General features: G+C 47.8%; 25 protein-coding genes. 19 read left to right on the forward strand and 6 right to left on the reverse strand.

Annotated elements, in window-relative coordinates; all coding sequences use genetic code 11:
* Positions 1–3: 3 nt before the first annotated feature.
* From SB752_RS10535 to SB752_RS10545, 3 genes are read left to right on the forward strand one after another with little or no spacing between them, the layout of a single operon-like run.
* Positions 4–987, forward strand: coding sequence for an ABC transporter ATP-binding protein (locus SB752_RS10535; RefSeq protein ID WP_410715614.1), 984 nt, complete (start codon positions 4–6; stop codon positions 985–987).
* A complete protein-coding gene (locus tag SB752_RS10540; protein WP_410715615.1) occupies positions 984–1,967 on the forward strand; it encodes an ABC transporter ATP-binding protein in 984 nt (327 codons plus the stop codon). The genes SB752_RS10535 and SB752_RS10540 overlap by 4 nt, the downstream gene beginning before the upstream one ends.
* A gap of 24 nt (positions 1,968–1,991) precedes the next feature.
* Positions 1,992–3,809 (forward strand): ABC transporter substrate-binding protein, encoded by a 1,818-nt coding sequence (locus SB752_RS10545; RefSeq protein ID WP_410715616.1) that lies wholly within the window; start codon positions 1,992–1,994, stop codon positions 3,807–3,809.
* Between the two features lie 77 nt (positions 3,810–3,886).
* On the opposite strand, the gene SB752_RS10550 is transcribed toward SB752_RS10545, so the two are convergent.
* Positions 3,887–4,390, reverse strand: coding sequence for a hypothetical protein (locus tag SB752_RS10550; protein WP_410715617.1), 504 nt, complete (start codon positions 4,388–4,390; stop codon positions 3,887–3,889).
* A 62-nt stretch (positions 4,391–4,452) separates the two neighbouring features.
* On the opposite strand from SB752_RS10550, the gene SB752_RS10555 reads away from it, so the two are divergent.
* Positions 4,453–5,100, forward strand: coding sequence for an MBL fold metallo-hydrolase (locus tag SB752_RS10555; RefSeq protein WP_410715618.1), 648 nt, complete (start codon positions 4,453–4,455; stop codon positions 5,098–5,100).
* A 92-nt stretch (positions 5,101–5,192) separates the two neighbouring features.
* Positions 5,193–6,452 (forward strand): CapA family protein, encoded by a 1,260-nt coding sequence (locus SB752_RS10560; RefSeq protein WP_410715619.1) that lies wholly within the window; start codon positions 5,193–5,195, stop codon positions 6,450–6,452.
* A gap of 14 nt (positions 6,453–6,466) precedes the next feature.
* Here SB752_RS10560 and SB752_RS10565 read toward each other — a convergent pair whose 3' ends face one another.
* Positions 6,467–7,540 carry a coiled-coil domain-containing protein gene (locus SB752_RS10565; RefSeq protein WP_103107792.1) on the reverse strand — a complete coding sequence of 358 codons (1,074 nt, stop codon included), beginning with the start codon at positions 7,538–7,540 and terminating at the stop codon, positions 6,467–6,469.
* A gap of 131 nt (positions 7,541–7,671) precedes the next feature.
* Between SB752_RS10565 and SB752_RS10570 the strand changes: the two genes are divergently transcribed.
* The gene (locus SB752_RS10570) at positions 7,672–8,790 is read left to right on the forward strand and encodes a class I SAM-dependent methyltransferase (protein ID WP_410715620.1); all 1,119 of its coding nucleotides are present in this window, start codon (positions 7,672–7,674) and stop codon (positions 8,788–8,790) included.
* Between the two features lie 50 nt (positions 8,791–8,840).
* On the opposite strand, the gene SB752_RS10575 is transcribed toward SB752_RS10570, so the two are convergent.
* Together SB752_RS10575 and SB752_RS10580 are read right to left on the reverse strand one after the other, a co-directional pair.
* Positions 8,841–9,107, reverse strand: coding sequence for a DUF2626 domain-containing protein (locus SB752_RS10575; protein ID WP_410715621.1), 267 nt, complete (start codon positions 9,105–9,107; stop codon positions 8,841–8,843).
* A gap of 143 nt (positions 9,108–9,250) precedes the next feature.
* Positions 9,251–9,949: a helix-turn-helix transcriptional regulator gene (locus tag SB752_RS10580; protein WP_410715622.1), complete on the reverse strand. Its 699-nt coding sequence runs from the start codon at positions 9,947–9,949 to the stop codon at positions 9,251–9,253.
* Positions 9,950–10,232: 283 nt separating this feature from the next.
* Between SB752_RS10580 and SB752_RS10585 the strand changes: the two genes are divergently transcribed.
* The 3 genes from SB752_RS10585 to SB752_RS10595 all read left to right on the forward strand — a co-directional run bounded on the left by SB752_RS10585 (position 10,233) and on the right by SB752_RS10595 (position 12,470).
* A complete protein-coding gene (locus SB752_RS10585) occupies positions 10,233–10,610 on the forward strand; it encodes a Spx/MgsR family RNA polymerase-binding regulatory protein (RefSeq protein ID WP_103107702.1) in 378 nt (125 codons plus the stop codon).
* A 320-nt stretch (positions 10,611–10,930) separates the two neighbouring features.
* Positions 10,931–11,689, forward strand: a complete 759-nt coding sequence (locus SB752_RS10590; RefSeq protein ID WP_410715623.1) for an enoyl-CoA hydratase/isomerase family protein — start codon at positions 10,931–10,933, stop codon at positions 11,687–11,689.
* 142 nt (positions 11,690–11,831) lie between these two features.
* A complete protein-coding gene (locus SB752_RS10595) occupies positions 11,832–12,470 on the forward strand; it encodes an RsfA family transcriptional regulator (RefSeq protein ID WP_410715624.1) in 639 nt (212 codons plus the stop codon).
* Between the two features lie 73 nt (positions 12,471–12,543).
* Here SB752_RS10595 and SB752_RS10600 read toward each other — a convergent pair whose 3' ends face one another.
* The gene (locus SB752_RS10600) at positions 12,544–13,011 is read right to left on the reverse strand and encodes an N-acetyltransferase (protein ID WP_289141714.1); all 468 of its coding nucleotides are present in this window, start codon (positions 13,009–13,011) and stop codon (positions 12,544–12,546) included.
* Between the two features lie 300 nt (positions 13,012–13,311).
* Between SB752_RS10600 and SB752_RS10605 the strand changes: the two genes are divergently transcribed.
* From SB752_RS10605 to SB752_RS10650, 10 genes are all read left to right on the forward strand, one after another.
* Complete coding sequence (locus tag SB752_RS10605) at positions 13,312–14,649, forward strand: acetyl-CoA carboxylase biotin carboxylase subunit (RefSeq protein WP_410715625.1); 1,338 nt, start codon at positions 13,312–13,314, stop codon at positions 14,647–14,649.
* Between the two features lie 38 nt (positions 14,650–14,687).
* The gene (locus SB752_RS10610) at positions 14,688–14,900 is read left to right on the forward strand and encodes an acetyl-CoA carboxylase biotin carboxyl carrier protein subunit (protein ID WP_410715626.1); all 213 of its coding nucleotides are present in this window, start codon (positions 14,688–14,690) and stop codon (positions 14,898–14,900) included.
* Between the two features lie 50 nt (positions 14,901–14,950).
* Positions 14,951–15,850: a hydroxymethylglutaryl-CoA lyase gene (locus SB752_RS10615; RefSeq protein ID WP_410715627.1), complete on the forward strand. Its 900-nt coding sequence runs from the start codon at positions 14,951–14,953 to the stop codon at positions 15,848–15,850.
* A gap of 28 nt (positions 15,851–15,878) precedes the next feature.
* The gene (locus tag SB752_RS10620) at positions 15,879–16,652 is read left to right on the forward strand and encodes an enoyl-CoA hydratase-related protein (RefSeq protein ID WP_410715628.1); all 774 of its coding nucleotides are present in this window, start codon (positions 15,879–15,881) and stop codon (positions 16,650–16,652) included.
* Positions 16,653–16,666: 14 nt separating this feature from the next.
* A complete protein-coding gene (locus SB752_RS10625; protein WP_410715629.1) occupies positions 16,667–18,205 on the forward strand; it encodes an acyl-CoA carboxylase subunit beta in 1,539 nt (512 codons plus the stop codon).
* A gap of 166 nt (positions 18,206–18,371) precedes the next feature.
* On the forward strand, positions 18,372–19,337 hold the full coding sequence (locus tag SB752_RS10630; RefSeq protein WP_410715630.1) for a ketopantoate reductase family protein: 966 nt from the start codon (positions 18,372–18,374) through the stop codon (positions 19,335–19,337).
* Positions 19,334–19,732: a DUF3397 domain-containing protein gene (locus SB752_RS10635; RefSeq protein ID WP_410715631.1), complete on the forward strand. Its 399-nt coding sequence runs from the start codon at positions 19,334–19,336 to the stop codon at positions 19,730–19,732. Before SB752_RS10630 ends, SB752_RS10635 begins: the two co-directional genes overlap by 4 nt.
* 53 nt (positions 19,733–19,785) lie before the next feature.
* Positions 19,786–20,343 (forward strand): helix-turn-helix domain-containing protein, encoded by a 558-nt coding sequence (locus SB752_RS10640; protein WP_410715632.1) that lies wholly within the window; start codon positions 19,786–19,788, stop codon positions 20,341–20,343.
* A gap of 279 nt (positions 20,344–20,622) precedes the next feature.
* The gene (bshC, locus tag SB752_RS10645; RefSeq protein ID WP_410715633.1) at positions 20,623–22,245 is read left to right on the forward strand and encodes a bacillithiol biosynthesis cysteine-adding enzyme BshC; all 1,623 of its coding nucleotides are present in this window, start codon (positions 20,623–20,625) and stop codon (positions 22,243–22,245) included.
* 169 nt (positions 22,246–22,414) lie between these two features.
* Entirely contained in the window at positions 22,415–23,470 is a 1,056-nt protein-coding gene (locus SB752_RS10650) for an S-layer homology domain-containing protein (RefSeq protein ID WP_410715634.1), read from the forward strand.
* A gap of 43 nt (positions 23,471–23,513) precedes the next feature.
* Here the strand turns inward: SB752_RS10650 and SB752_RS10655 are convergent, their stop codons facing one another.
* On the reverse strand, positions 23,514–24,713 hold the full coding sequence (locus tag SB752_RS10655) for a CynX/NimT family MFS transporter (RefSeq protein ID WP_410715793.1): 1,200 nt from the start codon (positions 24,711–24,713) through the stop codon (positions 23,514–23,516).
* Between the last annotated feature and the right edge of the window lie 6 nt (positions 24,714–24,719).

Raw genomic sequence — 24,719 nt, forward strand, 5'->3', positions numbered from 1 at the left:
AAGATGGGTGAGACAGTGGAAAACATACTCGAAATCAAAAATCTCCATGTCCATTACGTGACAGAAGACAGTGTAGTAAAAGCAGTGAATGGCGTGAACCTGAAGCTCCAAAAAGGAGACAGCCTAGGAATTGTCGGTGAAACGGGAGCGGGCAAAACGACAACAGCGCTTTCCTTGATCCAGCTCATTCCTGACCCGCCGGGGATCATTGTGGACGGCGAGATTTTGTACAAAGGGAAAAACTTGATCCACAACACAGAAAAAGAAAACAAGCAGCTGCGCGGCAATGGCATCTCTATGATTTTTCAGGATTCCATGACGGCACTCAACCCGATCATGCGTGTCGGTGACCAGCTGACGGAAGCAGTCATGACCCATAAAAAAGGGAGCAGGGCGGAAGCGAAAAGGCAGGTCATCGAGCTACTAGAAACCGTCGGGGTAAAAGCGGATCGTTACAGTGATTACCCGCACCAATTTTCCGGGGGGATGAAGCAGAGGGTGCTGATCACGATGGCTCTGCTATGCAATCCCGAGCTGTTGATCGCAGACGAGCCTACGACTGCTTTGGATGTAACGATTCAGGCGCAGGTGCTCGAGCTGATGAAGCAGCTGCGAGAGCAATACAGCATGTCCATGATATTGATCAGCCATGATTTGGGAGTAGTCGCCCAGACTTGCAATCGGGTAGCGATCATGTACGCGGGGGAAATCGTTGAAATTGGCACTGTTGAAGAGGTGTATACCAATCCGAAGCACCCGTATACGATTGGGCTGTTCGAATCGATACCCAAGCTGGAGGATGACCAGGAGATGCTTTATCAGATCGAAGGAAGTATGGCCAATCCCGCTGCATTGCCCACAGGCTGCTTCTTTCATCCCCGGTGCAAATACAAAATGGACATTTGCGAAACGATTTCACCAGTGATGCAGGGAGAGGCGCATCTGAGTAAATGTCATTTCCAGGTACTAGATGAGGTGAAAGCATGAGCTCACAAAATTTACTGGAGATCAAGCATGTAAAAAAGCTCTTTGCGGTTCCAAAAGGCATGCTGCATGCCGTAGATGACGTGTCATTTAGCGTGAAACAAGGGGAGACGCTCGGGATTGTCGGGGAATCCGGCTGCGGAAAGAGTACACTCGGACGCGTCATACTGCGACTTCATGAGCCGACAGCAGGCAAAATCTTATTTAAAGGAATGGACATCACAACCTTTTCGAAAGAGGAAATGCGGCAAATGAGGCAGCATATGCAGATTATTTTCCAGGACCCATATGCTTCGCTGAATCCGAGAATGACCGTTTCCCAAATTATCGAGGAACCGTTGACCTTCTTTCGCATCTACAAGTCAGACAAGGAGCGAAGGGCAAAAGTAGCCGAGCTGATGGAGTTGATTGGACTGTCGCAGAGTGCCAGCAATTCGTATCCACATGAATTTGACGGGGGACGCAGGCAGCGGATCGTCATTGCCAGAGCACTTGCGATCAACCCCAGCTTCATTGTGTGTGATGAGCCTGTCAGCGCGTTGGACGTATCTATTCAAGCACAAATCCTCAATTTGATGGTGAAGCTGCAAAAACAGCTTGGACTGACTTATATGTTCATTTCGCACGATCTGTCGGTCGTCAAGCACATCTCAGATCATGTGGGTGTCATGTATTTGGGACAGCTCATTGAGAAGGCAACGAAATCGACTTTTTTCAAGCGGCCGCTTCATCCATACAGTATGGCACTCTTGTCAGCGATCCCTTCAGTCAACGTGCTGGAGAAGAAAAACAAAATCATTTTGAAAGGGGAGATTTCATCGCCAATCAATCCACAGCAAGGCTGCCGATTCGCTCCAAGGTGTCCTTTTGCGCAGGGCATTTGCCTGGAAAAAGATCCAGAATGGAAGGAAGTCGAGGCAGAGCATTTTGTCGCATGCCATCGTGTGGAAGAGCTGGCACAAGGACTGATTCACTATCATTAATAATACGGTCAGGGAGGATTTCAGATGAAAAAGAGAGGGCTTTCCGCACTATTGCTCAGTACCTTGCTAGTGATTGGGGGTTGCGAGGTTGCTACGAAGAAGGATGTAGTCAAGGAGGATAGCAAGGAGCCGAGTGTGCAAAAGCTAGTTGAGATCGTGCTACTGACGCAGAGCAGAGACGAAACAGATGCCAACGTCATTCGCGATCAGCTATCCAAATCAGGATTTAACGTAAAGCTGAATTTGCAACCCGATTTCGGCAGCTACACGGCTCAGGAAAAGGCAGGGAACTATGACGTGGCAATATCCAGCTGGACGACAGTAACAGGCAATCCCGACTATGCGGTCAGATCGTTGTTTAAAACAGGAGGCGACTATAACAAGGGACCGATCAGCGATCCTGAGATTGACGAGCTGATTGATAAAGCAGCCTCGCAAACAGCTGAGGAGTATAAAGAGACGTATGAAAAATTGGAACAGCGCCTCGTTTTTGATAAAGCGTATATTGCTCCACTCTATGTTTCGTTAAAAAGCCAGGGCTTAAATCATAACCTGCTGAAAGAGAGCAGTGTCCGTTTGTCCAAATCCAGATCGATGGTGTGGGAAGCGGTTGATTTTGTCGATGAATCGAAGCGGGATAAGGACCCATTAATTTTGCAGCAAGCGATATCGAGCTTGACCTCGCTGGACCCGATCAAAGGCAATGATGGTTCTATCAATATGCTGAATACAAATATGTATGTCCGTTTAGTGAATCTCACCGATGATGACAAGATCACATCTGAGGGTGCCCTATCTCACAATTATGCGATTGCTGAGGGGAATTCGGACTATTACTTCCTGCTGCGCGACGACATTAGCTTCGCCAAGATCAAGGATAAGCTAGCCGTTGATTCCGGGGAGCGAGTAGGGGCAGAGGATGTTATTTTCTCCCTGAACCGCGCGAAAAACAAGGATGCAGTTCCCGACCATCGCACGTACAGCCTGCACGAGCATATTCAAAATGTCGAGCTCGTTACAGATCCAAGCGTCCTGTCCACAGTAAAACAATCCGGTGCTAGTGGTACGATCAAAGAAGCGCTTGATAAAGGATTAAAAGCGCCGATTAATGAACTTACAAGCAATAAAGCGGATGTGAACAATCAATCAGGGAAATACCAGGTAATCAAGCTTACGACGACAAAGCCATTCCCGCAGGTGTTGAACTATTTGGCGCATCAATCGGCAGGCATCGTTTCAAAGAAGCAGGTAGAGAGTATCAATACATTTGACGTGGCAAAATATGATGTGAACAAAGATATTTCCTACGGGGATCAGTCGACAGTAACAGAAGGGGCTACCTATAACAATGCACTTGCTGCAAGCGGACCGTACATCCTTTCTTATAAAAATGACTACGAAGCGGTCTTTTATAAAAACCCTGGGTATCGAAAGGGGACTGAATTCGAACCGAAAATTTCGAAGGTGGTCGTTCGCTTCATTAAAGACGCAGACAGTGCACTCGCAGCACTTCGCAGTGGCGAAATTCATGTGTACTACGGCATACCTGAAACGAAGTTTGATTTAGTGCAAAATGACAGCAAGCTCAAGCTGCAAACGCTCGAAAGCAACGGAGTAGCCTATCTTTTGTTCAACCTGGAGAACAGAGAGGTATCCAAAAGCGAAGATTTGAGAAAAGCTGTTCTGTATGCGATCAATCAGGAGGAATTGATTAAAACGTATAATGACAATAAATTCAAAGCATCCTCTACCTTGACGCCATTAGTCAAAACGGGACTGGAGCTGCAAGCAGATTCAAACAAAGTGAAGGAATACTTGAAAAAATATGCTGAGAGCAAGTAAGAAATAGCAGCTACTCAAAAACGCCTACCCCTATTGATAAGGGAGGAGGCGTTTTTCCTCTGCCAAAATGGAGAAGCTCACGATTCACAATGCAACCAGGTAAGGCTTATCTGATAAGCACGTGCGATGCCATCTGCCAGCTCTGTCAAGCTGCTGTCAATCAAGTATACAGGGGCCTCATCAGCCGTTTGGGGGATTGTTCCGAGTACATGCTCCTGCAACTGCTCAGAGGCAGCCCATCGATCTTGCTCAGAGCCAGAGCCTGTAGTAATAGTGAATAAAGCGACGTGCTCAGCGTAGATATACAGATGTTCATTTTGACTGACAAACCCGAAATCGTCCAGCTGTTTCAGTTGCGTGGATGAGGGAAGCTGCAGGAGAGGAAAAACATCGCCCAGCATCGAGGATTTCGTTAAAATGGCTTCCAGCTTTTCGCACTCTTTCTCATTCTCGACGATAAAAAGTAGTTTATCCCGGTCGAAAACATTGACATGATCACCGATTTTATGTATGACTTGAGCATAGAAGCCCGGAAGTTTGCCAGCCGGAACTTGCAGCTCCACACCGTACATATGGCGCATATACGTTTCACCTCGTACAATCGAAATTTACTCTATCGTATCAAAAAATCAGGGAGGTTCCTATGAGCGACCAACAACTTACCATTCAATCCTTTGCACTTGGAGGATTTCAAACGAATGCGTATGTCATAACGAATCCGAATACAAATGAGACGATTGTCCTCGATCCCGGGATGGAACCAGCGAGTTTGTTACAAGCACTTGCAGGAAAGCAGGTAGTAGCTATTTTGCTAACACACGCCCATCTCGACCATATCGGTGGCCTCAATCAAGTAAGAGAGCTGACAAAAGCACCTGTCTACATTCATCCGCTGGAGCAAGAGTGGTTGACCAATCCGGATTTGAACGGTTCTAGTCGCTGGAATTTGCCACAACCAATCGTCTGTGAGCGTGCCGAGCATGAGCTACGTGATGAGCAAACCCTTGAGATGGCAGGCTTTACGATTCGTGTTTTGCACACGCCAGGCCATTCACCAGGAAGCTGCTCGTTTGTAATCGGGCAGCATTGCTTTGGTGGTGACGTGCTGTTTGCCCAAAGCATTGGACGTACTGATTTACCCGGAGGAGACTACGAAACCTTGATGATGAGCATTCAGGACAAACTGTTTGAGCTGGACGACGAGACGATTGTATATCCGGGGCATGGACCTAAAACGACGATCGATCACGAAAAGACGTTTAATCCGTTTGTGACAGGGCTGTTACGCTAGTTCTTATGAGGGGATTCTTTTGAGGTAGGAAGAGGATATCGCAGATAGGTGGCGAAGAGGAAGGGGTCACAACAAAAAAGGAGCTACGAGTTATGAAGACAAAATGGTGTTTATGGGCGCTAGTTGTTGCGCTTGGGTGCACCAGTGCAGTTGGGTGTGTCCCGCCCGTTGCCAAACAGGAACAGCTCTCCACAGCTCCTGCTCAAAACGTAGTACCATCTTCAGAGCCCGCCCCATCTGCGCAGTCTAATCAGCAGGCAGCACAGGTCGTTCCTCCTTCCCGTTTTCCTGAACAGCGAATCACGGTCATGGCCGTTGGCGATATCATGGTACATCAGGAGCAAATGGACGCAGCCTGGAATCCCGCTACGAAAGCGTATGATTTCAGACCTTTTTTTACCCATGTGGAGCCGTTGTTTAAAGAAGCGGACTGGGTTATTGGGAATTTGGAAACAACCATGAGTGGAAGTGGAGTGGGATATACTGGATACCCAATGTTTAATTCGCCAGAATCACTTGCCCCGACTTTGAAAGAGGTAGGATTTACGGCTGTATCCACTGCGAATAACCACTCGCTGGATCGAAAAGAGCAGGGCGTCCTCCAGACAATCAAGTATCTGGATCAAGCCGGTATCTTGCACACAGGGACATTTGCAAGTCCCGAAGAGCGTGACGAACCATTGCTTATCCATAAAGATGGTTTTACGCTAGGGCTCGTCTCCTACACGTATGGGACAAACGGGATTCCGATTCCACAGGGCAAGGACTATCTTATTAACTTGATTTCACCGGAGATGATCAAGAGAGACATTGCAAGGGCACGGGAAAAAGGTGCCGATCTCGTTGCTGTTGCCCTTCATTTCGGGGAAGAGTATCAACGCTTCCCGAACGAGGCTCAAAAGAAGACAGCGGAGCTATGTCTCACCTATGGTGCTGATCTGATTTTAGGTGCGCATCCTCATGTCGTTCAGCCGTATGAGTGGAAAACGGTCACGCTGGAGGATGGACGCCAGCATAAAGGCTTGATTACTTACTCACTGGGTAATTTCATTTCGGCACAAAGATGGGATTACAAAGACGTTGGAGCAATTCTGAAGCTTACCTTGCACAAAAGCGAGGCGGGCGAAGCGAGCATTGAAGAGGCTGAAATGATCCCGACCTATGTTCATTTTTATCGCAAGAACGGCAAACGCAATTATGTCATTTATCCCGTACCGCAAACACTCGAAAGGCTTCAGAATAATGAGAAGTTTCCTACCTTGACAAAGGAAGCTATCAACTACATGAAGCAGCTGCAAAAAGAAATGCCTCTGCACGTAAACACGATTGTTTCCAAGAAAAAAGCCAGCTGACAAATGAGCTGGCCTTATTTCTTTCCAAATCCAAATGGAAGATTCAGTTTTAGCTGTAGTTTTAATTCCTCGTTGAGCATCGTGATTCCCTCTACTTGAATGTTCGGGGAGATCAGCTCGGGGTAGAAACCAAGATCATACGCCTTTTCCATTTCTTCGATGGTGGATGGTGGCAGGGCGAATCCGTCGAAGGCTAGCTCCGTAATGTGAAATTTCAACTGAGTAGGGGAGACGAGCTCGTATTGTCCGACGAGGCGAAGCTCCATATGGTCGTACGTACCTTCGACGATCAATTTGTTTTCTTCAAAAGAAAAGCGCGATTGCTTAAATAGCTCGTCTTTGGCAACCAAAAACTGGTTAAAATCATCCTGCTTGATGGTCAAGGTGTGTGAAAATAGACCGTCAGACTGGATGCGGTCTGGTGTAGCGAGCTCTGGAACCTGAACCATGACTTTTGCCAGCATACCGAAGAAGGTTTGGAAGGCGGGCAAGCCGCGTTTTTCCCAATCGGCAATGAGATGGTCCATGAGTGCCTCTACCGTAGTCGGGTCGTCCAGCTTTTGCACATTTTTTTCTTTTTCAGCCTGAATCGCAAGCATTTCCGCTAATTGTGTTTCGTATTTTTTGCGAGTATCCCGTAAGAGGGTTAAGCGGCCCTGCTTGTCAACCTGGAGCGCAGTCAATTTTGTACGTTCTGCTTGGTATGCTTCCAGCCGATTCATATCATGCTCGTATAAGATCTGGATAAAATCAAACATAAGCAGAAACTCATTGAAATTTTCTGCATTTAACAATAGGGTCAGAAGATTGGCACGTTCACCTGTGTAATAGGCTCTGGCCACTTCACCTGCGTGGCGCTGCATGGCTTCAATGACAAGCTTTTGGCGCTGCAGATCAAGATCAATCCGTGCGATCTCCCCGTATGTCCGCGTTTCTTCTGCCTTGATCAGCGTAAGTGTTCGTTCCAGCTCTTTTTGAGTGAAATGCTGCTGCAAGATCAGCTGCTCCAATGGAATGGACGTCTCTTCCTGAGCGAAAACGGTCAACGGACAAACAAGAAGCAACAGGATGAGCAGAAATTTGCGCATATTTTCACCTTTTGCCTTCATGATGGGAACCGTTCGAGAACCCCTTATCTCTTTATCTCTTTCACATTGTATGACTTCTTTTCGTATTATAGCCTTAATAGCTTGAATTTGGATAGCAGGAGAAGAGCCTAATGGACTTGAATACGCTGATTCGAGAGGAAATACAGAAGCAACCAGGGCAAGCCATTCCATTTTCGCGATATATGGACCTGGCTCTCTATCACCCTACCTATGGGTACTACATGTCGGACAAGCCGAAGGTCGGCAAAGACGGGGACTTTTATACAAGTGCGTCGGTACACCCTGTATTTGCTGAAACCTTGGCAGATGCCGTCATACATATGTGGCAAGCAAGTAACATGACTGCGCCGACTCTTGTAGAAATCGGTGGGGGGACAGGATCGCAATGCAGGCACATGCTGGATCGTATCCGTGACATCGTGCCAGAGCTGTACGAGACCCTGACGGTCATCATGATTGAGGCGAGTCCCTATCATCGTAAGGTCCAAAAAGAAGCGCTTGAAAATCATCCGGTTACGAAAAAGTGGTATTCATCTTTGGCAGATGCAGCACGAACGGAACAAATAGAAGGTGTTGTTTTGTCCAATGAATGGCTGGATGCTTTTCCGGTTCATATTGCCGAGAAGAAAAAGACAGGCTGGCAGGAAGTGTGGGTGACGGAGCACCAGGACCAATTTATTGAGGAATGTAGAGAGGTCACTCCTGAGCTGGGGCGGTATTTGGAAGCATTGGAGATGAAGCTACCCGCAGGAATGCGAATCGAGGTCAATCTGGAGCTGGAAAAGGCTGCGGAGGATGTTTCACGACTGCTGAAAAAAGGGTTTGTGGTTACTATCGATTACGGTGATCTGCAGGAGGATTTGTATCATCAAAGCCGTAAGCAAGGAACACTGATGTGTTATTATCGTCATCAGGCACATGGAAATCCATACATTCATATAGGAGAACAAGACATTACGACACACATCAACTTTTCAGACTGGAGCAAGTATGGCGAGAAGGTTGGACTCCGGGAGTGGGCCTACATGCGACAGGATCGTTTTTTGATGCGCAATGGGCTGCTGGAAAAGGCCGTGTCTCACATGGATACCGATCCATTCAGAAGCCCGGCAATGAAACGAAACCGCGCTATCCAGCAATTGATTGACCCTGCAGGCTTAGGGGGGAGATTTCGCGTCATGGTCCAAGCCAAGGAAGTGGACGAGAGCGTTGTTCTACGATTCCGGTAAAGGAAAGAGCTATACAAAAAAGATGCTCCGTAAAAGAGCATCTTTTTTCTTTACAAGATCATTTGCAAGAAAGCGTGTTCTTGTGATCCAACAGGCATCAAGAAGAACGTATAATACGTGAATCCTACGAAAGACACGAACATGAAGCCGAAGAAGATGTTTAAGTACGTTCTTTCAGTCAAGCTCATGTAGCTGAGTGCTACGAAGAAAGCAGTCAGACCGAAGAAGATGAGCGACATTGGGTACAAACCGCCCCAGAACGCCATCAGCGCGATTACGATGGTCCAGAAACCAAGAACGCGATACATACGATCCATTTTTGTCCCCCCTTTTTGCATAGAACGGTAAGATTTACAAGATTCCTACCCCATTATATAGGACGGGCGAATGTGTGTAAACGGTTAAGGTATGACGTATTTTTGTCACCTGACAAGCTATGACGTCTTTTTTGTCTTCCTTATCAGTATTGAATCACCGTATAGTTGCATGACCTGCATCCACCAAGCATGGACTCGTCCTCATGTAATTCAATTTTCCCCAAGTACGTTTCGAATATTCCCATCAAAAGGGCGTTGTGCATATGGCATACAGAACTTGTATATTTTTTGGCTGAATCAGAAAACGTGCAGTTGTTTACACGGAAACGTAGTACGCCATCTGATAATACCTCGATGTCGGGTTTCAATCCTTGTGCAACGACAAGGCGGTGAATCAAACTCAGCTTTTCATCCATAGTGGCCGTTTTTAACTGAATTCCGCTTTGGGCAACCGCCCGTTTTGCCATCTCTGTACCGATACGATGTCCCATATTAATCAAAGCGGCTTTACCCGCTTCGCCTAGCGAGAGCAGACTTTCAATCGCGATGTCGGCCAGCAGCTGATAGTCACGGGGTGGAAACTGTAGGCTCACGACTTGGTCAGACAGTGAGTACAATCGACTGGGTCGTCCACCTTTGCCACTTTTGTCCGTAACGGCTGTAAGCAAATGGACATCCTCCAGTTTGGTTAAATGCAGCCTTGCCACGTTAGGATGGATCGAAAAGTGGTCAGCTACTTCCTGGACAGTGATTGGGTCTTTGCTGTATGCGACGAATTGGTAAATGGAAAAACGGGTGGGGTCAGCTAAAGCACTGGTCAACTTATGCGCATCATAATCCATGCTGTTACCCCCTTCTTTAGACAAATCATAATAAGTGTATCCGATTTTCCTAAGATTGTTAAGGTTATAGTGTGCTAGAGGTACATATATAAGTAATTTTCGCCTAGTTTTTAGATTAACTACTATTGACATAGTGTTAATGACGGATTTATAATCCGAATTAAGGAAGGTTTTTTTATTAGCTAACTTTTTGCAAGTGTTTGCTTCCAACATAAGGATTCGTTTTTAGCAACACCTGTAATCGTTCAAACGAGATTGTATAGATGAGATGGAGGGGTAACCGATGGCAGTTGCTGAGCGTACACATACTCAAAAATTAACGTTTTTCACGTATCCGAGCTGCACTTCCTGTCGGAAAGCCAAAGCATGGCTGGCAGAGAACGGTGTGAATTACGAAGAGCGTCACTTGTTTAAAAATCCACCAACAGCAGAAGAGCTGCTTGATATTATCAAAATGACCTCAAATGGACTGGATGAGATTTTGTCCACGAGAAGCCAGCGTTTTAAAAACCTGGATGTGGACATTAACGACATGTCCGTAAAAGAGCTGTTGGAAATGCTGAGTGAAGAGCCACAGCTTCTCAAACGCCCGATTCTCACGGACGGCGAAAACTTGATTGTTGGCTTCAATTCATCTGCAATGAAAAATTTACTGTCGTAAAGAAGAGGGGGCTTTTGGCCTCCTCTTTTTTTCTTACTAACTCAGAAAGTATAAACGTTCCGTATCTGCACCCTGATTTAGCAAGAATAACCTTCCGCTAAAACGCGGTCGCTCTTCCTTGAGGAGGCCTCGATCAAGGTTTTCTTAACGTATAGGAATTTATAAGCGCATGCTTATGAATTCCGGAGCGCATGAAAACTTTCCGCTAAAACGCGGTCGCACTCCTTGAGGAGGCCTCGATCAAGGTTTTCTTATGATTTTGTCCCATTTGGCGGTAAAATAAAGGCAAATCAGATGGATGAAAAGGTTGGGGGGCCATAATGGAAACGTTACGAATAACCAAGCATGAGGGGATCGCTACAATTACGCTAAATCGGCCAGAGGTACATAATGCAATCAGTATGGAGTTAGTCGATGAACTGCTTGCTACCTTACAGGATTGCGCTGAAGATGAAAGCGTCAAAGTCCTCATTATTACCGGCACAGGGAGAAGCTTTGTATCGGGGGGAGACTTGAACCAGTTTATTGCAGCCAGAGGATATGAGCAGGCGCATCCACTTTTAAGCAAGGTGGGGGCATTGCTAAGTACAATTGATCAATTCACGAAGCCAGTTATCGCGATGATCAATGGGGCTGCTGTTGGCGGAGGCTGTGAATTCGCAGGAGCCTGTCATTTTCGTTTTGCCAGCGATCAGGCATTGTTTGGATTTGTTCAAATCGGCATGCATATTACGACGGGATGGGGCGGGGGAAGCCGTCTATTGGATGCATTACCCGAGTCCAAAGCATTGGCCTTGCTATTAACCGGTGAGCGCTTGTCTGCAGAGGAAGCCAAAACATTTGGATTCGTGGACGAAGTATATTCTGCGAATGATCTAGCGGAGCATGTCCTTCGTTTTGCCCGTAAGATTGCAGCACAGCCGCTCGTCGGAATAGAGGCGTATATGCGAATACTGCAGTGGAAACGAGCAGGCTTGCCACAGTCGGTGCGGATCGCTAAAGAAATTGAGCAATGCGCGGGAATATGGGGCAGTGATGCACATGTAGCAGTAGTGGAAAAGTTTCTTACAAAAAGGTAGGTACTGACCATGTAAGGTTTCTCCCGTTTAAACATTTATTTGCTTGGACATACTTTTTCTAGTAGAAAGCGATTCTACAAGAGTAGGAAAAAGCATAGGATGAACTACATCATCCTTTTTAAAGGTAACGGGAGGGACTCATATGGTAGCTTCCAGACAAGACGCATGGACCGAAGATGACGATCTAGTGTTGGCGGAAGTCACCTTGCGCCACATACGCGAGGGCGGCACGCAGCTTGCCGCATTTGAAGAAGTAGGTCAAAGGCTAGGGAGGACAGCAGCTGCTTGCGGCTTCCGGTGGAACAGCTGCGTCCGCAAGCGTTATGATGCGGCGATATCCATTGCCAAAAGCCAAAGACAACAATTGAAAAAGATGGGTCGGGTGGCTCCGGCGCAGGGCACTGCCGAAGTAGAGGTTTTTGCGTTGCCTCCTAAGCGGCAAGTACCTGTCACGCAGGAAGTGTCCAAACAAGCAGATGATGAAGAGCAGCAAATCGAATCGGTTATTCGGATGTTGGTCAACCAAAAAGAGTTGTCCCGTCGCTTGAGACAGCTGGAACAAGAGTTGGAAGGAAAAGAATTAGAAATAAAAGAATTGACAGAAGCCCATGCAAAAGCGAGACGAGAGCTGGAGCAGGTACGAGGGGTTAATGATGACTATCGTGCGCTGGTACAGATTATGGAGCGAGCTCGCAAGCTAGCCTTTTTACAAGAAGAAGATTCGTCCAAAGCGATTTTTAAAATGGATGAAAACGGGAATCTGGAGCGAGTGGAAAAGTAGAGGGCGCATTTGCTTACATAAAAAAGAAGCGGTATTTGCCGCTTCTTTTTTGTCTTTTCATATAAGTGGTGCGCTAGTCTTGCAGTCCAACGTTTTCAGGCAACCAAACGTATGGATTTTCTCCACGATCGCGCATAGGGTTGTACTTTACAGGCGTGAAGCCCATATTCAACCAAAATTGGTCAGCGCGGCAGCGCGAGTTTGTTTTGATCGGTGCACCAAAGCTTTTCGCGTGGTTAACCAGAGCTGTTCCGTAATCTTTTTTACGGTAATCAGGCAGGACTTCAAGCTTCCACAGCTCGTAATAATCCTGTGTAGGCTGGAAATAGCGGTCGTATTTCCCGTCGATTTTGTAGAGGCTCATACGTGCTACCAAAAGATCGTTGTCATAAATTCCATAAAAAGGAGATTCCGAATCGTTTTCCACGATGTTCGCCTCCAGGTCTTCCTTCATTGAAAGCTCCTCCAGGCCAAATTCGCGAAACTTCTGGAATTCCTCCAGCGTCTTGTAGTTGATTTGCAAACGTCTTACCTCAAACATAGGTTAGCCACTCCTCTCACAGCTCTTTAGCTGGCCACCTTTTGGCCACTCGTACTTATTATACACCATAAAAGATACAATCCGTAGAGTTTTTATTAAATAGGATGTTCAAATGCAATGGGGACGCGGTTATCATGAAATATTTTTGGTTTCATGGGAAAATTTAAAAATTTCAGCCTAGAACTCTTTTCAATCTCATGGCACAATAGGAAGTAGCAAAAAATACATGCCGCAAACTGGTCATCAATTTGAAAACGCTTTCGATTGTGTTCCAGGTTTGTGAAAGAGGGGAGCGTTGCCATGCTTAAGGTACTAATTGCAAACCGCGGTGAGATTGCCAGACGAATTATTCGCACCTGCAAGATGAAGGGAGTCGCTACAGTAGCAGTTTACTCTGATGCTGACAAGGACTTGCCGTACGTGAGAGAAGCGGATGAAGCTGTGCATATCGGTCCACCTCCTGTCCCACACAGCTATTTGAATGTGGAGGCAATTATTGCAGCAGCGAAGAGTACAAATGCTGATGCAATTCATCCTGGGTACGGTCTTTTATCCGAAAATGAAGCTTTTGCCCGGCGCGTTGGCGAAGAGGGCATCGTATTCATAGGACCTGCACCAAAAGTAATCGGTCAGATGGGCGACAAGCTGACTGCCCGTCATATTATGCAGGCAGCAGGCGTACCAGTAGTTCCAGGGTGCGAAGCGCCGGTCGAAACACCGGACGAAGCAGCAGAAATTGCAGCGGCGATTGGATATCCGGTCATGCTAAAGGCAAGTGCTGGGGGCGGCGGAATCGGCATGCAAATTTGTCGGGACGAGCAGGAAATGCGTCAGGCCTATCAATCAGCCAAAGGTCGTGCAAAAGCATACTTTGGTAATGACGCCATGTATGTGGAAAAATATGTGGAGCGTCCCCATCATATCGAAGTGCAGATCGCAGCGGACGAACACGGAGAAGTCATCCATCTGTTGGAGCGCGAGTGCTCGATACAGCGCCGTCATCAAAAAGTGCTGGAAGAAAGTCCATCGCCATTTCTTGATCAGGCAACACGCGAAGAGCTTTGCCAGGCAGCTGTGCTGGCAGCCAAGGCAGTTGGCTATACGGGTGTAGGTACTGTAGAGTTCATCGTTGATGAAAACAAAAACTTTTACTTTTTGGAAATGAATACGCGCCTTCAAGTAGAGCATCCAGTGACAGAAGAAATGACAGGGCTAGATCTGGTAGCGATGCAGCTTGAGATTGCAAAAGGAAACCCGCTGGGAATCGCTCAGGAAGATGTAAAAGCATTGCGACACGCAATTGAGCTGCGCGTTTATGCGGAGGATCCGTCAACCTTTTTACCTTCTCCAGGTACGATTACCCTCTACCAACCTCCGGTACAAGAGTTCGTTCGAATTGATGACGGGGTAGAAGCAGGTACACAAGTGACACCTTTTTACGACCCGATGATTGCCAAAGTGATCGTGTCCGGTGCGACTAGAGAAGAGGCCGTGCAGCGAGCAAAAGAAGCGATTGAAAAATTTCTGATTACTGGAATTAAAACGAACATTCCGTTTTTGCAAGAGGTTTTGGTGGACGAACGTTTCCGTGCTGGCGAATATACCACCTGGTTTGTGCAAGAGCGTATTTCAAAATAAACACAGAAGAAAAACAAATGAAGAGGAGTGGACATTCTATGAAACAAGTAGCAGCGACAATGGCAGGAACAGTAATTCAAGTGCTTGTACAAGCAGGAGATCAAGTAAGCGACGGGCAAGATGTAATCGTTTTGGAATCCATGAAGATGGAAGTACCAGTGCAAGCACAAGCAGCAGGCAAGGTTGTTGAGGTAAAAGTGAACATTGGCGACTTTGTCAATGATGGGGATATCATCATCGAACTAGAATAGTATTAGAATGATTACAAACTGAGCGCCCGCTAGGAAAGGAGGAGAAGCATATGAACAAGGTGCAAATCGTAGAAGTAGGGCCGCGGGACGGCCTGCAAAATGAAAAAGAGATCGTACCTGTAGCAGCTAAAATTCAGCTGATTGATAAACTTGTCGCAGCAGGTTTGAAACGCGTGGAGGCGAGCTCTTTTGTGAATCCGAAGTGGATTCCGCAGTTAGCAGATGCCGAGGAGGTCCTGCGGGGGATCGCTCGCCCAAAGGATGTGACGTTTAGTGCTCTCGTCCCCAATCTTCGCGGATTGGATCGTGCGGCAGCTTGCGGAATAACGGAAGTGGCTTTGTTCATGTCCGCCTCCGAATCACACAATCAAAAAAACATCAACAAAAGCATAGAAGAAACATTTCCAGTATTGCAGGAGGTGGCCCGCGAGGCTCAGGCTCTCGGTCTTCGCGTTCGCGGCTATGTTTCAACGGTGTTTGGATGCCCTTATGAAGGGAGAGTTCCGCTGGACAACAGTCGGCGCGTGACGAATGCGCTTCTTGAGATGGGCGTGTTCGAAGTCTCGCTCGGGGATACGATCGGTGTGGCTACGCCCAAGCAGGTCCACGAAAGAATCGGAGCGCTTGTGAAGGATGTTACGACCGAGCGCTTGGCCGGTCACTTCCATGATACCAGGGGTACGGGGCTGGCGAATGTTGTAGCTGCTCTTAGCGAAGGGCTGCGTACCTTTGATAGCTCGATTGGCGGTCTTGGAGGCTGTCCGTATGCGCCGGGAGCAGCCGGAAACATTGCCACCGAGGATTTAGTTTACATGCTGCATGGGATGGACTATGAAACGGGTGTGGATCTTGAGCGCTTGACAGAGGCTGGAGCGTTCATCCAGCAGGAATTAGGGCGTGAGCTAACCTCCAAAGTTTTGAAGGCATCTCTTTCATGCGAGTCTGTGTAGTATCGAATTTATCCTGGAGGGAAGCGGCATGACAGTTTCTTTGCATAAAGAAGGCTTGATTGGCGTACTTACTCTTGATCGGCCTGATGTTTTCAACTGCCTCAACCTGGACACCCTGATCACTTTGCGGCGCTTGATCACTGAGATCGCTCTGGACAATGAGATCCGGGTGGTTATTGTGACGGGAGCAGGCGACAAAGCGTTTTGTTCAGGGGCAGATCTGAAGGAACGTAGGACGATGCCGCAGGAGCAGGTTCAGCAATACATCAAGACCATTCGCGATACGTTTAGCGACCTGGAAAAATTGCCGAAGCCCGTCATAGCAGCGATCAACGGCTTGGCTTTGGGAGGCGGTACCGAGCTGGCACTCGCTTGCGACATCCGTGTGATGAGCGAGACAGCTCAGATGGGGCTGACGGAAACTGCGTTGGGGATCATCCCGGGTGCAGGAGGGACGCAGCGGCTCCCTCGTCTTGTTGGAAAAGGGATCGCCAAAGAGCTGATCTTTACAGCTAGGCGTGTGAAGCCTGACGAAGCTCTGGCCATCGGTTTGGTCAATCGGGTCGTTTCCCCAGATGTGCTGATAGAAACAGCGCTTCAGATGGCGCATGACATTTCTGCTAATGCACCGCTGGCTCTCGCTCAGGCGAAGTTTGCGATTGATTGTGGAATGGAAGTTGACTTGGCATCTGGTCTGCAGGTGGAGAGCAACGCCTATCAGTTGCTCGTACCAACGAAGGATCGCCTGGAAGGCTTGCAAGCATTTCAAGAAAAAAGAAAGCCGGTATATCGCGGAGAGTAAAGGGGAGGTCGCCGATGAATAAGCAGCTGGAAGAGACACTACGAGAGAAAATCGCCAAGGTCGAACAGGGGGGCGAAGCCAAATATCACGAAAAGCTGAAAGAGCAAAATAAGCTTTTTGTGCGTGATCGACTGAAGATGCTGTTTGATGACGAGTTCATGGTAGAGGATGGTCTATTTGCAAATGTCATGGCGGGCGATCTACCTGCCGATGGTGTCGTGACAGCGATTGGGAAAGTCAACGGCCAAACCGTTTGCGTAATGGCGAATGACTCGACTGTAAAAGCAGGCTCTTGGGGATCACGAACGGTTGAAAAAATCATTCGGATTCAGGAAACCGCTGAAAAAATGCGCGTGCCGCTCATTTATTTGGTTGACTCCGCAGGAGCGCGTATTACGGATCAGTTAGAAATGTTCCCGGGACGCAGAGGGGCAGGACGCATCTTTTACAATCAGGTGAAGCTCTCAGGGAAAATTCCACAGGTGTGCATCTTGTTTGGCCCATCTGCTGCAGGCGGAGCGTACATTCCTGCTTTTTGTGACATCGTGATCATGGTAGAGAAAAACGCCAGCATGTACTTGGGATCACCTCGCATGGCCGAAATGGTCATCGGTGAAAAAGTGTCCCTGGAGGAGTTGGGCGGTGCACGGATGCATTGCTCTGTCAGTGGATGCGGTGACGTACTTGCTGCAAACGAAGAAGAAGCCATTCAGTCAGCACGGACCTACCTTGGCTACTTCCCGGCGAACTATACAAGCGAGCCGCCTCAGGCCCCTGCAAAGGCACCGAGTGAGACAGCCAAGGAAATTACAAGTATTGTACCGGAGAATCAGAACGCTGCTTTTAACATGCACGATTTGATTACGGCTTTGGTCGACGACGACTCCTTTTTTGAAATCAAAAAGCTATTTGCTCAAGAGCTGGTTACTGGGCTGGCACGACTGGACGGCAAACCGGTTGGGATCATTGCCAATCAGCCGCGTGTAAAAGGTGGAGTTTTGTTCGTTGATTCCGCAGACAAGGCTGCTCGCTTCATTACACTGTGCGATGCGTTTCAAATACCGCTGCTGTTCCTCGCTGACGTACCTGGTTTCATGATCGGTACAGCAGTAGAGCGTGCGGGAATTATTCGTCATGGTGCCAAGATGATCTCGGCTATGGCAGAAGCGACAGTGCCAAAGATTTCAGTCATCGTGCGCAAGGCATACGGGGCAGGTCTGTATGCAATGGCGAGCTCGGCATTTGAACCGGATGCATGCCTCGCTCTTCCGAATGCGCAAATCGCGGTAATGGGACCCGAGGCAGCGATCAATGCCGTCTACAGCAATAAAATTCAAGCGATCGAAGACCCGCAGGAGCGCCAGGCATTCATTGCTGAGAAGCGCAAGGAGTACCAGGAAGACATCGATCTGTATTTGCTCGCCTCCAACCTGATTGTAGATGGGATTGTGCCTCCGAGTGATCTGCGCCAGGAGCTGATTGGCCGTTTCGAGGTATACAAAGGCAAACGCCAGGTTTTCTCGGATCGAAAGCATCCCGTTTATCCTGTTTAAATTACAGCGAAGACTGTCACGTATCAGGTGGCAGTCTCTTTTCTCTTCATAAGAGCAAAAAACGAGTAATTTTTCGATAATTTTGATCTTTTTTGTTCCAATCAATTGAAGAATCTCCTAAACTCTGTTATTCTAAAAATAAGTAATGATTAATGTAGGTGAACAAATGCAGTCACAGACTAAGGTGCTTCATACTGTTGTGGTTGGCGGTGGCTCAGTAGGGTTGCTGTATGCGGCAAGGCTGGCACTCGCTGGTCAAACCGTTACAGTGGTCACACGTAGTTCACTCCAGGCAAATCAGCTGACGCAAAGCGGGATTAGCTACACGCACTTAGATGGGGGAAAAACTGTTGTTCCCATCCGAGCTTGTTCCATTGAGCAGGGACTGCCTGAGGGGGACTTGTATTTGTTAACCGTCAAGCAGATAGATTTACCCGCATTATTGCCAGCGCTTCGTCTTATACACAGTACGGCACGAGTCATCGCGCTGCAAAACGGTATGGGCCATCATGAGCTTTTACATGGAATACTATCCGAGGGACGCAGCTTCTTTGCCATCAATACAGAAGGGGCAAGACGCTTGTCTAGAACGGAAGTGGTGCATACAGGGAGTGGCATTCTACGTGTCGGAACATGGGAGAGCGTGAGGGACAGTGATCCTGTCATTTGTTCTTTTGTGGAATGGGCGACGTCTATTGGCATACATGCTGTACTCGAAAAATCGATCAAGCCATATGCGTGGCGTAAGCTGATGGCCAATGCCCTGATCAATCCGTTAACCGCGCTTTTTGAAATTCCAAACGGCGCTCTTCTAGAGAATCCGCATACAGAAAAGCTGATGCGAGAGCTTTTTCAAGAAGCTCGTACTGTAGCAGAATATGCCGGACAAAAAATAGAGGAGGCGGACTGGCAGGAAATTGTCACCATATGCCGAAATACTTCCCGAAATCTTTCCTCCATGCTGCAGGATGTGAAGCGACACAGGCAAACAGAAGTGGAGTCAATCAACGGCTATATCGTGAGACAAGGTAAGGTTGCCGGGATTCCAACTCCATTACATGAAACTCTGCTTCGGGTGATCACCCTGAAGTCAGCTATGGGAATGGGGAAGGAGGGAGGCGACAGTAAATGACCGTGCTGGCAAATATCTGGGCCTATTTATGGGGTACGTTAACGGTTGTGCCATTTCTTGGATTTCCTCTCATCTATCTGATTCTATATGGGTGCAAGAGGGACAAGCGATTGGCTGGCCGTTGGGCGATAAATATCACGAATTTTTTGGTGATTCGTTCAGCCGTTTCCGCGTATGGACTCATCTGGCCAGAGGCTTTGTCCGCCTGGTGGTGGGTGACCGGTTTCTTCCTAGTGACCATCGTGTTGTTAGGGTGGATTCAGGTGAAGTGGAAAGGGAAGCTCTCCCTGCGAAAGGTTGGATTTTCCGCATGGCGTTTGTCGTTTCTCATGTTTGGACTTGTATATATAGTGCTGTTTACGACCGGAATTATCAAAACGATGGGTGTCGTGTAACGCACTGGAAATACATATCGTATTTATTCCGATAAGAAAGAAGGTTGGAACTTATGCGACTTCCCATCGAGACCATCGGACACAAGATTCGTATGATTCGGAAAGAGCGTGGCTATACACTGGAGATTATGGCTGGCAAAACTGGTTTAAGCAAAGGGTTGCTCAGTCAAGTGGAGAGAGGAATTTCACAGCCTTCACTAGATTCCCTGTGGAAAATCACCAAAGCTCTCGAGTCACCCATCATTCATTTTTTTGAAGATATTGACCAGAAACAGGTTCATGTGACTCGCTTGCAAAAGCGTAGACAGCTAGTTTTTCCAGAATCGACAGGTACGTATTCGTTGCTCTCAATGGGAGGCAGTGCCAAGCTGGGTATGCTTGAAGTACGTCTGGCCCCAGGGGAAATGGTAGTAGATAAGTTCGTTCAGACCGACGGTGAAGAGTGCTTTACTGTTATCAAAGGAACGGTGACTGCTCGATTTAATGATGAGGAGCACGTCCTGGAGACAGGTGACAGCATATCGTTTGATAGCAGTAAAACACATTCGATTGAAAATTCAGGGGAAGAAGAGGTCGTTTTGATCTGGTCTGTAACCCCTCCGCAATTTTAAAGAGAGCTTGTCCTACACTTTGACAACCCATTAAAGCGGGTTGTCTTGTTTTTTGTGGCTGTAGAGCATGGTATAATTTGCAGTGACCATGGCCCGCAAAAAGTTTCGATCGAGGCCTGTTCACCGAGGAGCGACCGCGTTTTAGCGGAAGATTTTACCGAAGTGATGCCGGAAGCAGACGCTGAGGCACCTTGTTATGCCTTCCGGAAAGTTTAGCATGGATGCTTTCGCACGGTGGAATGGTTAAACTTTCCTACATGTTAAGAAAGGTGAGCTTGCATGAGAGTTGAATGTCTTGCGCTTCCATTGGCAAATCAGCTGGCACAGGAATACCAGCAGCAAAATGCCTCTGCGCTACAGTTTTTCGCACATAATCCCTATCATATTCAGTCGTACCAGGACAGGTTGGAGTATCTTCGAGGCAGGTCTTACTCCCATCGGGAACAGCTGGCGGAGGGCTTATATACGTTTAATCAAAAAATCGGTAATCATCAAGAGGCACTACAGCGAATCGAAGCGCTGAAACGCCCTGACACGTATGTTGTGATCGGGGGACAGCAAGCAGGAGTAATGGCAGGTCCGCTCTACACGATTCACAAAGCGGTTCATTTGATTCAGACAGCCAAAAAGCTCTCGAATGAACTGCAAGCAGAGGTTGTCCCTGTGTTTTGGATCGCTGGCGAAGATCATGACATCGATGAAATTGATCATGTGTACTGGTTGACCGACAGAGAAACAAGACTACACAAAGAGCGCATGAGGCTAAATAAAAAAGGTCGCGTATCTGCGAGCAGTCTTCCTTTGGATGAGGAAGCATGTAGGCAGTTTCTAGACAGCTTTTTCCATGGGCAAACGGAGACGGGTGAGACTCATGAGATTCGTGAACTGCTCATGCAAACAGCTGCCTCCTCGCAAAACATGGCCGAGTGGTTTGCGAGGCTGATGGCCAGCATGTTTGGAAAGCACGGTCTGATTTTTGTTGAGTCCTCACTGCCATTTGTAAGGGAATTGGAGCGGCCTGTGCTTGAGCGTGTTATTGAGAAAAATGAGCAGGTTGCCGACCTGCTGTTAAAAGCAGCTGACCGAATTGCTACTGCAGGTTACCCATTGCAGCTACAGGTAGAAGAACATCAAGCCAATTTATTTCTTTATGAAGGGCAGGATCGGCTGCTTCTGGAACGTCATGGAGACCGTTTTGTAAACCGGAGGGCTTCCTACAGCAGAGAAGAGCTGTTGAAGCTTGCTGCAGACCATCCAGAGCGCTTCAGTACGAATGTAGTTTCACGAGGACTTATGCAGGAGCATCTTTTTCCTACTCTGGCCTTTATTGGCGGTCCCGGAGAAATATCGTACTGGGCGTATTATCGGGAAGTATTTGAGTTGTTCAATATGCAAATGCCGATCGTGCTACCACGGATGTCTGTGACCTTGGTAGAGGGAGCGCAGCAAAGACTGCTGGAAGGGCTCGATCTGCCCCTGGAGCAGGTACTGAGCGGTTTTGCAGACTGGAAAAGGGACTGGGAAGCAAAGCAAGAACCGCATCCCCTACAAGAGCAGTTTGCAGCTACTCGCGAACAGCTGCTAGCAATATATCAGCCGCTTGTTGATGAAGTTGTCCGATTGGATGGGGGACTACGAGGGCTGGCTGAAAAGAACACGAGAATGCTGCTGGAACAAGTTACCTTTTTAGAAGATCGCTTGGTTCGATCTCTGGAGCAGCAAGACGATGTGGAGCATGTGAGGATTAAACGGATTGAGGCTTCCTTGTTGCCTGATGGCGGATTACAGGAACGCAAGCTGTCCTTCTTCCCGTTTGCCAATAAATACGGTTTATCCCTCGTTGATCGACTCGTGGAAGCACCATTCGCTCACGATGGGACACACCAGCTCTTCTTCGTATGAGCAGGTACAGTGTACTAGGTATGGAATAGGTGAAAACAACCGGCCAATCGATTATGCGGATGGTCGGTTGTTCTTTTTTGGTAACATTTTTAGCAAACTATGCTGAAACTTTTACGACAATATCTGCGTCCTAGTAATAGAATTGCTGTAGTGAAAGGTGGTACTCGGGATGCAGAAGAAATGGCGACTAATAGGGAAAAAAACCACCGCTCTGGCACTTTCCCTGTCGTTTTTGATGACAGGAATTGCTACAGGCGGCTTACCAAAGGCTGATGCGCGTGAAGAGTGGGGCGTTTCACCTACTGTTTCCTTTACCGACATTAAAGGACATTGGGCGGCCAAAGACATCACGAATGCGGCGAAAAGTGGCATGATTCAAGGCTATCCAGATGGGACCTTCCGACCAGAGCAAACAATCACGCAAGAACAGTTTCTGACTCTGGTGGAACGAATTATTCCGAAATTTCCGGGACATGAGCCTGACGCCTTTATCCAAGAAACGTATTTAGCAGAGGCAAAGGGGCGCTGGTCTGAGAAAACATATCGTCACTTGGTTGCAGCAGGAATTATGCCGACTGGAAAACCAGCAGAAGGTCTGGATCGCTTGGAAGCAGCGCGTGTGCTTCTGGCGGCTTTGGGGCACCAATCCGAAGGGGAAAAATATCGTGGAACCAAGTCTGTCTTCTTTTCTGATCTGTCTATAGCAAATGCAGATCAAGTGATGACGGTCTATCCTGCCTACAAAATGGGGATTATGGCTGGTTACCCAGATGGAACCTTTCGCCCACAGGAAAGTATCAGCAGAGCCCAGGCTGTTGTATTACTGACGCGCTTGGATCATAAAATAGAAGAGCTGTTTCCAGGGAACGTAACCGATGATGAGAAAAAAGGGATGACGCAGGCAGTTTCTTCGTTCGTGCGAGAAGTAATGGACCAGCAGAGAATCCGACGATTTGATGACCTGCAAACCTATGTGAAAAATAAGAAGCTTCCCGTCAGCGAATCTTTTTTGCGTGAACATTTTTCATTCATGCAATACGAAGTATACGATTACATCCGCTTCCCGCGGTTTAATGAGCTGATGTATTTTGCGAAGATCGGAAATAGCAAATACAGAATGACCGTGCAATATTACGCGGGGGAGCTGGGAGGAAGCATCGACAAAACCTTCTACCTGTCCTCCCGTGATGGCAAAACGTTTCAAATGATCGGAAAAGACGAATAGAGATAAGAAAAAGGCGTGCAAATGATGCGCGCCTTTTTTCTGTTTAGACGGTTTGATTCCGTCCAGCTCCGATTCCTGCGAAGATGAGCAGTATGCTTACGATCATAAGCGTGATGATCGGTAGTGTCCACGAATGTGTCAGGTCAAAAACAAAGCCGATGAAAAGCGGGCCGAGTGCTGCCAGTAAATAGCCAACCGATTGTGCCATGCCAGACAATTCTGCCGCTTGGCGCACATTTTCGGAACGGATCACGATAAAAGTAAGGGCCAAGCTAATACTCGCACCTTGTGCCAAGCCGAGGAAAATCAGGCAAAGCATGAGTACAATCATGTTTCCATTTATAAGTAATCCGCTGCAACCAAGCAATGACAAAAGGGCAATTACGACGCTCATCAGGCGTTGATCACGAAAACGAGATGCCAGAACAGGGGCTAAAAAGCTGGCTGGCAAACTGATGACCTGCACAAGCGATAACAGCCAACCAGCGTTTGTCGAGCTAATTCCGTTCTGCTGCAAAATAGCAGGGAGCCAGGCGATAGTGCAATAAAACAGAAACGATTGCAGCCCCATAAACAACGTGACCTGCCAGGCGAGAGCTGACCGCCAGAGCCCTTTTTTGGGAGTGTTCACCTTGGTTGAGGCAGATGTATTGCCCGCTGCGCGAAGCTGAGGAAGCCAAACAGAAATGGCGATAAGAACGACAATCGCCCAAAAGCCGAGTGAGCCTTGCCAACCGAGATTGGCTCCCTGTGCAAGTGGAATGCTGACTCCCGATGCAATAGCAGCGCACATGGACATCGTTGTCGTGTAGACACTTGTCAATAGTCCTGCCTTTTGCGGGAAACGCTGCTTGACGAGCCCTGGGATAAGCACGTTACATATAGCAATTCCCGCGCCGATAAAAGCAGTTCCGACGAACAAGGTAAAAACGAATCCTGTAGATCGCAATAGGATACCCATAAGTACAGTGATCAGACCGGCAAACAAAGTGCGCTCGGTTCCCAGTCGATGTCCGATACTAGGTGCCAAAGGCGAGAGCAAGGCAAAAGCTAGCAGGGGAACGGTAGTGAGTAATCCGGACATCCCATTGGATAAGCCAAGATCTTCACGTATGGAGCCAACCAATGGTCCGACAGAAGTGATCGGGGAGCGCATCGTAAAAGTGATCAAAATAATTCCGGCTATGATGAGCATGGGATTTGGTGTGACTGGCTGAGCCTGTGATTTGGATGCTGCAGCCATGGCTTG

The organism is Brevibacillus sp. SIMBA_040 (assembly GCF_046535075.1).
In the GTDB taxonomy this organism is placed as follows: domain Bacteria; phylum Bacillota; class Bacilli; order Brevibacillales; family Brevibacillaceae; genus Brevibacillus.